Origin of the sequence: Arthrobacter sp. H20 (assembly GCF_000520515.1) — a bacterium.
Lineage (GTDB): Bacteria > Actinomycetota > Actinomycetes > Actinomycetales > Micrococcaceae > Arthrobacter_D.
The window spans coordinates 33610-46706 of the sequence record NZ_KI914759.1 but is presented as its reverse complement, the minus strand read 5'-3'; the positions used below and the strand labels follow the sequence as shown (position 1 = coordinate 46706).

At 62.2% G+C, this 13097-nt stretch carries 15 protein-coding genes and 1 tRNA gene; 10 read left to right on the top strand and 6 right to left on the bottom strand.

Annotated elements, in window-relative coordinates; translation table 11 throughout:
- Positions 1 to 44: 44 nt before the first annotated feature.
- The 3 genes from Y703_RS0116280 to Y703_RS0116270 form a co-directional block, all read right to left on the bottom strand.
- Positions 45 to 287, bottom strand: a complete 243-nt coding sequence (locus tag Y703_RS0116280) for a PspC domain-containing protein (RefSeq protein WP_026553560.1) — start codon at positions 285 to 287, stop codon at positions 45 to 47.
- Positions 288 to 357: 70 nt separating this feature from the next.
- On the bottom strand, positions 358 to 582 hold the full coding sequence (locus Y703_RS0116275) for a hypothetical protein (RefSeq protein ID WP_026553559.1): 225 nt from the start codon (positions 580 to 582) through the stop codon (positions 358 to 360).
- Complete coding sequence (locus tag Y703_RS0116270) at positions 579 to 1967, bottom strand: PspC domain-containing protein (RefSeq protein ID WP_026553558.1); 1389 nt, start codon at positions 1965 to 1967, stop codon at positions 579 to 581. Before Y703_RS0116270 ends, Y703_RS0116275 begins: the two co-directional genes overlap by 4 nt.
- 124 nt (positions 1968 to 2091) lie before the next feature.
- On the opposite strand from Y703_RS0116270, the gene Y703_RS0116265 reads away from it, so the two are divergent.
- Both Y703_RS0116265 and Y703_RS0116260 read left to right on the top strand, forming a co-directional pair.
- Positions 2092 to 3435, top strand: coding sequence for an ATP-binding protein (locus tag Y703_RS0116265; protein ID WP_026553557.1), 1344 nt, complete (start codon positions 2092 to 2094; stop codon positions 3433 to 3435).
- Positions 3432 to 4091, top strand: coding sequence for a LuxR C-terminal-related transcriptional regulator (locus Y703_RS0116260; protein WP_026553556.1), 660 nt, complete (start codon positions 3432 to 3434; stop codon positions 4089 to 4091). The genes Y703_RS0116265 and Y703_RS0116260 overlap by 4 nt, the downstream gene beginning before the upstream one ends.
- Positions 4092 to 4120: 29 nt before the next feature.
- Here Y703_RS0116260 and Y703_RS0116255 read toward each other — a convergent pair whose 3' ends face one another.
- Positions 4121 to 5368 (bottom strand): pyridoxal phosphate-dependent aminotransferase, encoded by a 1248-nt coding sequence (locus Y703_RS0116255; RefSeq protein ID WP_051427685.1) that lies wholly within the window; start codon positions 5366 to 5368, stop codon positions 4121 to 4123.
- Positions 5369 to 5605: 237 nt separating this feature from the next.
- On the opposite strand from Y703_RS0116255, the gene Y703_RS0116250 reads away from it, so the two are divergent.
- The 8 genes from Y703_RS0116250 (at position 5606) to rplL (ending at position 11034) form a co-directional block, all read left to right on the top strand.
- Positions 5606 to 5678 (top strand) — tRNA-Trp (locus Y703_RS0116250).
- 68 nt (positions 5679 to 5746) lie between these two features.
- The gene (gene secE / locus Y703_RS0116245; protein WP_026553554.1) at positions 5747 to 6004 is read left to right on the top strand and encodes a preprotein translocase subunit SecE; all 258 of its coding nucleotides are present in this window, start codon (positions 5747 to 5749) and stop codon (positions 6002 to 6004) included.
- A 58-nt stretch (positions 6005 to 6062) separates the two neighbouring features.
- Positions 6063 to 6938 carry a transcription termination/antitermination protein NusG gene (nusG, locus tag Y703_RS0116240; RefSeq protein WP_026553553.1) on the top strand — a complete coding sequence of 292 codons (876 nt, stop codon included), beginning with the start codon at positions 6063 to 6065 and terminating at the stop codon, positions 6936 to 6938.
- A gap of 122 nt (positions 6939 to 7060) precedes the next feature.
- Positions 7061 to 7492, top strand: a complete 432-nt coding sequence (gene rplK / locus Y703_RS0116235) for a 50S ribosomal protein L11 (RefSeq protein WP_026553552.1) — start codon at positions 7061 to 7063, stop codon at positions 7490 to 7492.
- A 151-nt stretch (positions 7493 to 7643) separates the two neighbouring features.
- Positions 7644 to 8351 (top strand): 50S ribosomal protein L1, encoded by a 708-nt coding sequence (gene rplA / locus Y703_RS0116230; RefSeq protein WP_026553551.1) that lies wholly within the window; start codon positions 7644 to 7646, stop codon positions 8349 to 8351.
- Between the two features lie 129 nt (positions 8352 to 8480).
- Positions 8481 to 9575, top strand: a complete 1095-nt coding sequence (locus Y703_RS0116225) for a GNAT family N-acetyltransferase (protein ID WP_026553550.1) — start codon at positions 8481 to 8483, stop codon at positions 9573 to 9575.
- 391 nt (positions 9576 to 9966) lie between these two features.
- Positions 9967 to 10575 (top strand): 50S ribosomal protein L10, encoded by a 609-nt coding sequence (rplJ, locus tag Y703_RS0116220; protein ID WP_026553549.1) that lies wholly within the window; start codon positions 9967 to 9969, stop codon positions 10573 to 10575.
- A gap of 78 nt (positions 10576 to 10653) precedes the next feature.
- Entirely contained in the window at positions 10654 to 11034 is a 381-nt protein-coding gene (rplL, locus tag Y703_RS0116215) for a 50S ribosomal protein L7/L12 (RefSeq protein ID WP_026553548.1), read from the top strand.
- A gap of 92 nt (positions 11035 to 11126) precedes the next feature.
- Here rplL and Y703_RS0116210 read toward each other — a convergent pair whose 3' ends face one another.
- Both Y703_RS0116210 and Y703_RS20455 read right to left on the bottom strand, forming a co-directional pair.
- The gene (locus tag Y703_RS0116210; RefSeq protein WP_026553547.1) at positions 11127 to 12329 is read right to left on the bottom strand and encodes an acetyl-CoA C-acetyltransferase; all 1203 of its coding nucleotides are present in this window, start codon (positions 12327 to 12329) and stop codon (positions 11127 to 11129) included.
- 181 nt (positions 12330 to 12510) lie between these two features.
- Complete coding sequence (locus Y703_RS20455) at positions 12511 to 12993, bottom strand: DUF2238 domain-containing protein (protein WP_051427684.1); 483 nt, start codon at positions 12991 to 12993, stop codon at positions 12511 to 12513.
- Positions 12994 to 13097 lie beyond the last annotated feature (104 nt).

Genomic DNA, 13097 nt, shown 5'->3' with positions numbered 1-13097 from the left:
GGTGTCCTGCTGGAGCAGGACACCCCACCTCTCCACCTCGCCTGCTACCGGCTGCTGATGATCTTCTGCAACGCGACGGTGCCGTCAGTCTTGGGGAGGAGGAGCCACAGCACGAAGTACATCGGGATGCTGATGAAGGGGAGCAGCAAACTCAGGAGGATCCCGATTCGTACGTAGGCTACCGGCCAGTTGAAGTAGGCGGCAATGCCTGAGGCAATCCCGCCGAGCCAGCCACCCGGAGCGCGCTTGATCGGTGATTTGCGGAGGATGTCGAAGAATTTGTCCATGATTCAGGCTAACCCGTTTCGGTAGTCGATTGGTGGTTTAGTGTCGCGGGATTGCGGCCGTACGGTGACGCTACTTACGGCTGGTCATGGAGACCAGGCCGCCAACCACCAGTGCCACTCCGGTGCCGACCAGGAGTCCCATCAACACGAGACCCGTGTCGAAGTTGATGTCGGCGAGCTGTGACAGCAGAACCAGGGCTCCGACGGCTATCGCTATCAGCCCCCAGACCACTGTTCCAACGCGGACTGACCTTGCGCCGTGGGCGTTAGTGGTGGTGTGCTCGGGTGTGCTCATCGTGAGATGCCTCCTACATTTTCAAGTTCGGTTTGGGTGGTAGCCACAGTGGTGTTGCTCATGGCACTGCGAATTTCCAGGATGATGGAGGGCCCGGTGGCATTCTCATTGAGATTGATCTCGGCGGGCTGCCAGAGACCACCGGCTGATTCTTCCTGGCCGTTGTCCACAGTGTTGAGCGATCCGAGGGCGGTCGAGGAGCGCACCTGGACTGGAACGTCGTCGGGAATCAGGATGCCCAGGTTTCCCGCCACCGAGTTCACCGGGACCACCAGGTCTTCGTCCAGATCGGTGAGGTTGCGGAGATCAAGGGTTGCCTGGCCTGCAGCCACCGTGTATCCCTCGCTGGCTGCGTCCGCGCTGGTGGCAGTCCACCCGGCGTCGCTGCCGACCGCCAGCGTTCCGGTGGTAACGGTGGACCCGGCCACTACCGCCACAACTATGCCGACGGCGACGAGGAAGCCCAGGAAGCCTGAGGTGATTCCCCGCATGCCGAGCGTGACAATGCCCAGGCCGAGGAGGATCAGCCCAGCACCGATGGCAACCGGAATCACTGAGTTACCCAGGTTGAAGATGCCGGTGTAGTCGAGTACCAGAACCGCTCCGACAGCGATCAGCGCACCGCCCGCAAAAAGGGCTAGCTCGGCGCCGGTGGGCTTGGGGATGGGCGGTTTGCCGGGCTTCGGACGGTCCAGCGCTGGCTCGGGGATGGGCGGCAGCTGACTGTACAGAGGGGGCGGGGAGAGGGCGCCCGGTGCGCGGAGCGTTCCCTGTGTGTCGGAGGCGGCGCTGTACATCTCTCCGGCCAGGGGTGACGTGGCCGGCTTCTTGTTCGACCTGCTGACCACCGCGTAGATCCCGAAGACGACGGCACCGACCCAGAAGATGGTCCAGAAGAAGGCGCCGCTGCCGTCATCGACGAAGAAGGGGGAGTTGGGGCGCCCGATCCCCACGAGGGTCAGGATCAAGGCGCCGGTCATGCCCGAGGTCCAGCTGCCCCGGGTGGCGGATTCGAGGTGAATGCGTCCGTCAGGCTCAGGCAACAGTGCCCAGGCCAGACCGTATAGCAGGATGCCGATGCCACCGAAGATGGCCAGGAGGACAAACCCACCGCGGACCAGCACGGGATCGAAGCCGGTCCGGGCCGCGATGCCGCTGGCAACGCCACCGATCCAGCGGTCTTGGCCCCGCGCCACCCCGAGGCCACGGATCCAGTTGAAAAAGTTGGGCGAGGTTGCGGTCGGCGCGCTCGGAGCAGGGCGCGGCGGGGGAGTTGGGTCCTGCCCATCAGCGGTGGGCGACTCAACTGGTTCATGCGGATGGGTGTGCGGGGGGTCAATCGGAGGCGTATCCGAGGGGTCATTCGGGTCCTGGTGCGAGTTCATACCCCAATCCTGTCGGCCGGGCAGAGTAGTTGCTATCGGGGCCTACCCTGAGCTGTCCCTGAGGAGTGCTGGACTTTCCCTGAATCCTGCAGCAGCGGACCGGTGATCGTGTTTGGATTAGGGCATGAGACCAGCCCTGCTTCGCTCCAACGACGCGATGATCGCTGGTGTCTGCGCAGGATTGGCCGCTCACCTCGGCATTACCGTCAAGGTCGCTCGTATCGCCATGGTGTGCTTAGCGCTCGCAGGCGGCGCCGGCATTTTTCTCTATGGCTGGCTATGGGTGCTGGTGCCAACGCAGGAAGAGCAGCTTCGTAAGGGCACACTTCCCGTGGGCCCACGCCTGAGCTTTCCACAATCCGCCGGCGCTGCGGCCAGGCCGACCGACAGTCCTGCCCACAGCTCGTCCGCCGGGCCACCAGGCGGCCCTGCCGCCAAACCGACTGCTGGGCCGCCTGAGCCGGCCGTGCCGGCCAGTGCCCCCCACCGCAGTGGCCAGTCGATTGGCAAACGCGAAGTTCTCCTGGGCGCGGGTCTCCTGCTGGTCGCAGCTGTGGCGATCGCCCAGCAGTTGGGCGCCAACCTGCCCATTGACAGTCTGGTGCCGGTCGGCGTGGTGGTGGCCGGGGCTGTGCTGGCATGGACCCAACTGGATGAGACCCGACGTGCGGGCCTGATGAACCGCGCGGGGGCCTCGCAGACGGGGGGCCTGGCTCGACTCGTCGCCGGTCTGCTTTTGGTCACAGTCGGAGTCCTGATCATGGTTTCCGGGTCCATCTCCTGGGAACTCACGTGGTCAACCCTGGTAGCGACCGGAGCAGTTCTTGCAGGAGTCTTCCTGGTGCTCGCCCCATGGGGACTGAAGTTCTGGCGTGATCTCGAGACCGAGCGATCAGGGCGCGCGAGGGAAACCGAACGTGCCGAGATTGCCGCGCACCTGCACGATTCGGTGCTGCAGACCCTCGCCCTGATCCAGAATCGGGCGGGTTCCGAACAGGACGTGGTCCGGTTGGCTCGAGCACAGGAACGTGAACTGCGGAACTGGCTGTACGCCGATGCCACCCATGAGTCCGGAAACCTTGCCGAGCGAATCAGGGCCATCGCCGCTGAGATCGAGGACAGCTACGGCGCTCCCATCAACGTGGTGGTCGTGGGGGACACTGAACTGTCAGCCCGGCAGGAAGTACTCGCGCAGGCGGCCCGTGAGGCGGTCCTCAATGCCGCTAAACACGCCGGCGGCAGCATCTCCGTCTACCTGGAGGCCGGGCCAACCGGATCAACGATCTTTGTCAGGGACCGGGGCAGCGGGTTCGACCCGGCAGCGATCCCGGAGGACCGGATGGGGATTCGCGAGTCCCTGTACAGCAGGATGGATCGACACGGCGGTGAGGTGTCCATCCGCAGCAACTCAGAGGGTACCGAGGTTAAGCTGGACATGCCCGAAGAGGAAGCAGATGGTGCTCAATGAACAATCACCAGGAGTCGGTCACAGTTGTGGTGGTCGACGACCACGCCATCTTCCGTTCCGGTTTGCGCGCAGACCTCGACGGCAGGATCGCTGTGCTGGCAGAGGCTGCCGGGGTCGAAGAGGCGATCGCTGTCATTCATGAACACCTCCCGCAGGTGGTGCTGCTGGACGTGCACCTGCCCGGTGGTTCCGGCGGCGGCGGTGCCGAGGTGATCGCGGGCTGCGCAGGGCTGCTCGCTGAGACGCAGTTCCTGGCGCTGAGCGTGTCGGACGCGGCCGAGGACGTGGTAACGGTGATCCGTGCCGGTGCCCGAGGCTATGTCACCAAGACTATTTCCGGTGCCGAAATTTCTGCCGCCGTCCTGCGGATCGCCTCGGGCGACGCGGTGTTCTCGCCCCGCCTTGCAGGTTTTGTCCTTGACGCCTTTGGTACTGCGGCAGTCGCATCGGTGGATAGCGAACTCGACCGTCTCTCAGCCCGCGAGCTTGAGGTGATGCGCCTGATCGCCCGCGGGTACAGCTACAAAGAGGTGGCAAAGGAGCTGTTTATCTCTATCAAGACGGTCGAGAGCCATGTGTCAGCGGTGCTGCGCAAACTCCAACTGTCCTCCCGGCATGAACTCACCCGGTGGGCCGCCGAACGGCGGCTCCTCTAGCCGGGGGCTGACCAGGAGGACAGGAGGAATTATCGCGCTGCCCCGAGGAACTCCTGCAAACGCCCGACGCCGGTGGCGAGGTCAGCATCGCCCAGGGCATACGAGAGCCTAAGGTAGCCGCTGGGACCGAAAGCCTCACCCGGCACTACTGCAACCTCGACCTTGTCGAGGATCAATGCGGCGAGCTCAGCTGAGGTTGCGGGACGAATGCCGCCCAGCTCCCGGCCCAGCAGGGATCTCACGTCGGCGTAGGCGTAGAACGCTCCTTTAGGCACAGGGCAGTCAACGCCGTCGATGGTATTCAACCCATCAACCATCGCTGTGCGACGCCGGTCAAACGCCACCTTCATCTCCTTGACTGCTGTCAACGGACCAGCCACCGCGGCAAGGGCAGCCATCTGCGGCACGTTCGACACGTTGGATGTTGCGTGGGACTGCAGATTAGTGGCGGCCTTAACCACGTCGTTCGGGCCAATCATCCAGCCCACCCGCCACCCCGTCATGGCGTAGGTCTTTGCTACCCCGTTGATGATCACCATTCGATCGCCAATTGCCGGAGATGCTGACGCAATGGACGTGAACGGGACGCCGTCGTAGGTCAGGTGCTCGTAGATTTCGTCGGTGACCACCCACAGCCCACGCTCAGCGGCCCAGTCACCGATTTCCTTCACCTGTTCAGGACTGTAAACCGCGCCGGTGGGGTTGGATGGGGAAACAAACAGAAGGATCTTGGTGCGGGGGGTCAGCGCGGCCTCCAGCTGGTCGACTGCCACCAGGTAGCCCTGCTCTGGTCCAGCGAAGACTTCTACCGGAACACCTCCGGCAAGCCGGATTGCCTCGGGGTACGTGGTCCAGAATGGGGTCGGGACCAGCACCTCATCGCCGGGATCGAGCAGGGTGGCGAAGGACTCATAGACCGCCTGTTTCCCGCCGTTGGTCACGAGCACCTGGGAGGGGTCAATCGCGTAGCCCGAGTCCCTCAGGGTTTTCTCTGCGATCGCCTGCCTCAGTTCGGGAAGACCACCCGCCGGCGAATATCTGTGGAATCGTGGTTGCCGTGCCGCATCGATCGCTGCCTGCACAATGTAGTCGGGAGTCGGGAAGTCGGGTTCACCGGCGCCGAATCCAATGACCGGACGCCCTGCAGCCTTGAGTGCTTTCGCCTTGGCGTCGACGGCAAGCGTTGCCGATTCAGCGATGGCAGCAATTCGCTGTGAGATCCGCCGTCGTGGCTCGTTCGGGTTGTCCTGCAGCTGGACGTCAGGGGTGGCAGTCATGGTATTCCCTTAGAGTTGTTGTGGTGTTGGCTGTGACGTGATTCCAGCTTAGGCCGAAGACGGCATCTGACAACGAAGCGGGTGACCAAAGTCCTCGCACGAGGGCGGATCCGCCGGTCACCGACAGATCCGGTTCGACGTCCGGTCGGTGATTGCGTAGACTTATTCCTCGGTGTCGAATTCGCCATGATGATCCATGCCTGCGTTAGCGCAGCCGGATCGGCGAAATCGCTCCATAGGGTAGTGGCGCAATTGGTAGCGCAGCGGTCTCCAAAACCGCAGGTTGCAGGTTCGAGTCCTGTCTGCCCTGCGCATTCGACGCAACATAACGGTCCTCGCGGACCTATCAGATACCGACACAGATGGAAGAGGTTGAAGGTGACCGAAACGGCTGCGGGCAGCTCACAGGGTGGCCCTTCAGAGAAGAACACTCCCAAGCGGGGTTTCTTTGGCCGGATCTTCCTCTTCGTGCGGCAGGTTATTTCTGAACTGCAAAAGGTAGTTGTACCGACCCGCAAGGAACTCGTCCGGTACACGATCACGGTGATGGTCTTCGTGATCATCATGATGCTGATAGTGACCGCCCTGGACTTCCTGTTCGGGACAGCTGCGGTGTGGGTCTTCGGCGGCGCATAGCGGGACCCGTTCGGTAATGCATAAACAAGCTGAAGAATCTTAGAAAGCAGGCGGCTAGGTGTCCGAGCAAGAACTCGAACGGCAGATCACTTCTGTTGAGAATGATCTCCAGAACGAGGATCAGGTAGCTGATTCCGGTGTTGAAGCGACCCCGGCTGACAGTGCTGCCCCGGCCGATAGCGAGACCGAGACTGTTGCGGAACCCCATGAGGGTGAAGCTGTCACACCCGATGACGAAGATTCCGACGACGAGGATGCTGACGACGACGGCGCCCCCTCTGACGACGACGCCCTTGAAGCCGGCGAAGCCGCTGAAGATGCCGCTCCTGCTGAAGACCCAGTAGCTGCCTTCAAGGCTCAGCTCCGTCGGCAGGAGGGTGACTGGTACGTCATCCACTCCTACGCCGGGTACGAGAACCGGGTGAAGGCGAATCTCGAAACCCGCATCCAGACCCTTGACATGGAAGAGCACATCTTCGAGATCCAGGTTCCGATGGAAGAAGTGGTGGAGATCAAGAACACCGCCCGGAAGATCGTCAACCGGGTACGTATCCCTGGCTACGTGCTGGTGCGCATGGACCTCACCGACGCATCCTGGGGCGCCGTTCGGCACACTCCGGGAGTCACCGGTTTCGTGGGCAACGCCCATAACCCTGTCCCGCTGAGCCTCGGCGAAGTGTTCTCCATGCTGGAGCACACTGTGGTCCACACCGATCCCGAATCGGGTAAGCCATCGAAGTCGCAGGTCACCCCCGCGACGGTCAACTTCGAGGTAGGCGAGCCGGTCACCGTCAACGAGGGCCCATTCGAGACCCTGCAGGCGACCATTTCCGAGATCAAGCCCGAGTCCCAGCAGCTCGTGGTCCTGGTGTCGATCTTCGAGCGCGAAACTCCTGTGACGCTCTCGTTCAGCCAGGTCACCAAACTGCAGTAATCAAGCTTCGTACCACCCGGGCCGGCTTAGCTCAGGTGATGCGGCAGGTCATCACGCCATGGTGACCAACAACCCATGGGACGCTCCTGTCCTGTGGACGTAATGTGAAAGAAGGACCCTTCATGGCCCCCAAGAAAAAGATCACCGGCCTGATCAAGTTGCAGATCAATGCAGGCGCCGCTAACCCGGCACCGCCCATTGGTCCGGCACTTGGCCAGCACGGCGTCAACATCATGGAATTCTGCAAGGCGTACAACGCTGCAACAGAATCCCAGCGCGGAAACGTTATCCCAGTTGAAATCACTGTGTATGAGGATCGCTCATTCACATTCATCACCAAGACCCCTCCTGCTGCTGAGCTCATCAAGAAGGCTGCCGGAGTTGCCAAGGGTTCAGCTACGCCGCACACCGTCAAGGTTGCCAAGCTGAGCAAGGATCAGGTCAACGAGATCGCCACCATGAAAATGGAAGACCTCAACGCCAACAACATCGAGGCTGCTGCCAAGATCATCGCTGGCACCGCCCGCTCCATGGGTATCACTGTCGAAAGCTGAAGCTTTCCACCCACCGCACGGCGGAGCAATCCACCGCGCACCTCACAAGAAAACGTAGACGGTAGAACCGCCGACCAGGTGGATTCGACTGTCGGAGTGTGGCAGGGCCCGCGCGGTCCGCAGACCACAACTGCATAAGGAGAAAAAGCAGATGGCAAAGCGCAGCAAAGCATATAAGGCGGCCGAAGCCAAGATCGAGGCAGACAAGCAGTACGCCCCGCTCGAGGCAGTAGTCCTGGCCAAGGAAACCAACCCATCCACCTTCGACGCAACCGTCGAGGTAGCGTTCCGGTTGGGCGTTGACCCTCGTAAGGCAGACCAGATGGTCCGCGGCACGGTCAACCTTCCTCACGGCACCGGCAAGACCAAGCGCGTCCTGGTCTTCGCAACGGGTGAGAAGGCTGAAGCGGCAATTGCCGCTGGCGCCGACTTCGTTGGTTCCGATGACATGATTGAAAAGGTTGCCGCCGGCTGGGTCGACTTCGATGCCGCCGTCGCCACTCCTGACCTCATGGGTAAGGTTGGCCGTCTCGGTAAGGTGTTGGGTCCCCGTAACCTGATGCCCAACCCGAAGACCGGCACCGTGACCGCCGATGTCACCAAGGCTGTCACCGACATCAAGGGCGGAAAGATCGACTTCCGCGTGGACAAGCACTCCAACCTGCACTTCATCATCGGCAAGGTGTCGTTCGATGTGCAGAAGCTCGCGGAGAACTACGCGGTAGCTCTGGAGGAGGTGCTGCGCTTGAAGCCTTCAGCTTCAAAGGGCCGTTACATCCAGAAGGCAACGGTTTCCACCACCTTCGGCCCCGGCATCGCAGTTGACCCGAGCGTCACCAAGGTTCTGGCCGACGCATAAGGTTTCGGGCGCCGTTGGGCATCCACTTCGGCTAGGGGTCGCAGCTCACGCTGCGGCCCCTAGCCGTTTAATAGCTACCTCAAAATAAGAGTGATTGGCAAGTATCAATCACTGAGCTAGACTTCCTCTATGACAACCTCATCCATCACGATTGACCTCCTGCCCCGACCGGCGTCGCTTCAGCTGCCCGAGGGCGCTGATTTTGTGGCGGCCTCAGACCTGAGTGATCTCGTGGATCGGGTCCTGTGGGGAAACGACGACCACGCCTATAGCGCACAGGCCCGCTATGAGTCGTCCCAGCCCAATGATTATGAGGAGCGGGTCATGTTAGTGGCGCGCGACGGCGGGAACGTCGTCGGGAAGGCTGTTGTCGACATCCCGCTCACCGACAACCTGGGGACCTGTTACGTCTTTGTCTGTGTCCACCCTGACTACCGGGGGCAAGGCCTGGGCTCCCGGCTTTACCGCACCCTGGAAGACCATGCCACCGGAATCGGCAGGTCGACCGTCATGTCCTGGACGGACGAGCCCGCTGGGTTTGACCCAGCCCCTTCCAACGTTCTGGTTCCGGCGACCGGGGCGGGAGCGTTCCCGCGGAACTGCGCGACCACAGCGCTTGCCCTCGGGAACGGGTTCCAGCTGGCGCAGGTTGACCGGTGCAGTGTCTTGAATCTTGCGACCTCGCTTCCCCGGACCGATGCCCTGGCCAGGGCTGCGCAGGAAACAGCCGGTGAAGACTACGAGCTGGTGCACTGGCGGGATCGCTGTCCCGATGACCTTGTGGAGCAGTACGCCCTCCTGCGCCAGACCATGAGCACCGACGTGCCCATGGGTGATCTGGACTGGGAGGAGGAGGTCTGGGACGGGGCGCGGATCAGGGAAGGGGAGGAGCGTCTGCTTCGATCCGGCGGGTCCTCACTTGTCCGGGCCGTCCTGCATCGGTCCACTGGGTTGCTTGCTGGCCACACCATCCTTGAGTACCAGCCGGAGAAGCCTGAGGTGGCCTTCCAGGATGACACCCTGGTCTTGAGCGCTCACCGCGGGCATCGCCTCGGTATGTGGTTGAAGGCGGCGAATCTGTTGGCTGTCCCAGCTGTCTGGCCCGAAGCGCAGCGGGTCTATACCTGGAATGCCGAGGAGAATGAGCACATGCTCGCGGTCAACGTCGAGATGGGATTTGTCCCCGCTGGCTACACAGCTGTCTGGCAGAAGAAGGAAAACTGACGCGAAAAGTGGCCGCCCTGCACGCGGTCGCCAGGAGGGTGGCTTAGCCCCAAAAAAGTGGTGGCCAACTACGGCACTGCGGGTGAGCCAATTTTCTGCGGAATCTCCCCGAGGCACGCTGGATTTGGCTACCGTCCGGCGTGTGACGTACGCTTGAAGAACCAAAGACCGTCGGTCGATGCGTATCCCACCTTTTCTCCACGGGTTTTCCTGTGGCTTGCGGGCCGGGGCATGCGTCTGAAGGTTCCCGTGAAGGGCGACCAGCGCAGGTGAACGAAGCTCCCCAGGATAAGCGGTAGAACCGTAGTCTTGGATGAAGCCCCGTGCATCTGCGCGGGGCGTTTTTTGTTGGGGCAGTAAAAGCCGGCATCAATTCCCCGGAAGGAGGGTTATGGCAACCGCAATCAAGGTAAGCGCAGTTGAGGAGATCGTCACCGATTTCAAAGACTCAAATGCTGCAGTCCTAACCGAATACCGCGGGCTCACTGTTGCACAGCTCAAGGAACTGCGCCGTTTACTCGGCCAGGACACCAAATACGCTGTCGTCAAAAACACCCTGACGGGCATTGCAGCCAAGGAAGCCGGCATCGACGCGTTCGAAAGCCAGCTCGCCGGACCCACTGCAATCGCCTTCATCAAGGGTGACGCCATTGCGGCGGCAAAGAGCCTCACGGATTTCGCGAAGTCCAACCCACAGCTCATCATCAAAACTGGTTTCTTCGAGGGTCGAGCCCTCGACGCTGCCGGTGTCAAAGCTCTCGCTGCTCTTGAGTCGCGCGAACTTCAGCTGGCCCGCGTTGCCGGAGTGCTGCAAGCACCCATGGCAGCACTCGCCCGCACCATTGATGCCCTGCGCATCAAGAACGAGGAGGAAAGTGGAGCGCCTGCAGCAGCAGAGACGCCAGCCGCTGACGCTCCTGCTGCAGAGGAAGCAGCTGCACCCGCAGCAGCCGAGTCAGAGGCCGCTCCCGAAGCTGCCGCAGCGCCTGAAGAGAAGTAATTTTCTTCATCCACCACACTCCGGTGCTCGGCATCGACTTCGATGCCAGGCACCACTATAGGAAGGAAGGCTCTCGCCATGGCGAAGCTCACCAACGAAGAGCTCATTGAAGCTTTCAAGGAACTGACAATCATCGAACTCTCCGAGTTCGTCAAGCTGTTCGAAGAGACCTTCGACGTCACCGCAGCTGCAGTTGCAGTTGCAGGCCCAGCCGGTGGCGGCGCAGGCGAGGATGCTGAAGAGGAGAAGGATTCCTTCGACGTCATCCTCGAAGCAGCAGGCGACAAGAAGATCGCAGTGATCAAGGAAGTACGCGCGCTGACTTCCCTGGGTCTGAAGGAAGCCAAGGACGTTGTCGACAGCGCCCCCAAGGCTGTGCTGGAAGGCGCAACCAAGGATGCTGCCGAGAAGGCCAAGGAGTCCCTCGAGGCCGCTGGCGCGACGGTAACCCTGAAGTAGGCTCTTTCAGCCAACTACAAAGTAGCCCCGGACTCAGCGAGTCCGGGGCTACTTTGTGCCATCAGCGGCCGGTCAGAGCCGAATCACTTGCCCTAGTCGCGGTACAAGAGCAGTGCTTCGCCCTGCCCGCCACCGCCGCAGAGGGAAACGGCTGCCTTTCCCGTCCCCCGGCGGGTCAGCTCGTGAGCCGCGTGCAGAGCGAGCCGGGCTCCGGAGGCGCCAATGGGGTGTCCCAGGGCAATTGCTCCACCGTGGATGTTGCACTTCTCCAGAGGATAGTCAAGGTCCTTAAGCGACTGGCAGGCCACCGAACCAAACGCCTCGTTGATCTCGATGAAGTCCAGGTCGGTGGTTTTCCAGCCCGCCCTGCCCAGCGCCTGCTCAATGGCTCGCGAGGGCTGGGAATGCAGCGAGTTGTCGGGGCCCGCTACCTGACCAGGCTGGCCCACCACCGCGAGAATGGTCAGGGAGTTTTCGGCGGCATGGGCCCTCGTGGTGAGGATCAGGGCCGCGGCGCCGTCGGAGAGCGGAGACGAATTCCCCGCCGTGATGGAACCGGCTTTGTCAAAGGCCGGCCGGAGTCCTGCAAGTGACTCGACAGTAGTCGTGGGGCGGATCCCCTCGTCCTGGGTAAGGACAATCGGCTCACCCTTCCGCTGGGGAACTGACACGGGCACAATCTCGACGTCGAACACGCCGGATTCCATAGCTGCTGCCGCGCGCTGGTGTGAAGCTGCGGCCACTGCATCCTGGTCGTTGCGCTCGATGCCGAGGCCAGTGTTCCCCCGCTCGGTGGAAGCTCCCATCGACTCGTCGTCGAAAGCGTCGGTAAGGCCATCATTGGCCACCGAATCGATCGCCTGAATGTTGCCGTAGGTCCAGCCCTGGCGTGACCCGGGCAGCAGGTGGGGGCCGCGCGTCATTGATTCCTGCCCCCCAGCGACCACCACCGTCGCTTCGCCGCTGCGGATCAAGCGCGCCGCGTCGATGACAGCCGTGAGGCCCGAGAGGCAGACCTTGTTGAGGGTGACAGCTGGGACGTCCCAGCCGATCCCGGCTTTGAGCGCGGTCTGCCGTGCGGGATTCTGGCCGCAACCAGCCTGGATGACATGACCCATGATGACTGCGTCAACCGAGCCGGCGTCGACTCCAGCCTTTTCCAGCGCACCGGCAAGTGCCATGGCCCCCAGCTCAACAGCGGTGAAGGAGGACAACTGTCCGTTCAGGCGGCCCTGGGGCGTCCGGGCACCGCCGACGATGACGACGTCGGCCGGTGACATTTCTTGAGTGCTCATCTGGTGGGTCGCTCACTTTCGTCGTTGAAGCAGGTGCCACAAGGCTACCTCCTCCACCGAGACTCAGCTAGGAAGTATTAACTGAAATCTGGTGCTGACGCCCTGTCAGTGAGGAGGCCAGCAGCGCCCCGGATAGCAGGGAACCCAGTCCACCAGCTGCCAGATCTCCCAACGTGTCAGCTTAACCAACGTTGATGACGCTGGTGATATAGGTGTACCCGGCCCACTCGGCGAACTCCCAGACGACGCTGAGGGTGATGCCGAGCGCTAGGGTAACGATCGTCACGCCCGCTGCCTCCCGCGTGCCGTGCCCGGCTGGCTGCAGGTACCGTAGCCGCACCAGCAGCAGGTAGGCGATCGGGGCGATGGCGGCAGTGGTAAGGGTATGGATAGCCAGATCCCACCAGGAGATCAGCTCATAGACTCCGCCGATGCTGCTCCAGGCGGCAACCAGGAGGGCCACGCCGTACGCGGCATCAACCCTCGGATCGACCCGGACCATGCGTGACAGGAGGACACCGCCAAGCACAAGCAGGAGCACTGCCGTGTCCACCGGTCCCCACCAGAGCAGGGCGGCAAGGACACTGAGCAGTGCGGCGCCGCGGACGGCGTCGGCGGTCACCGCCGCCAGGGTTGCAGGAGGTCGAAGGAGATCATCGATCATTTAAACAGCCTAATATCAAAGGCATGCCTTCAACCCTCTCAGTGGTCATCCCGTGCCGGAACGACGGCGAGCTGCTGGCGCGTTGCCTGGAGTCCCTTGCGGCC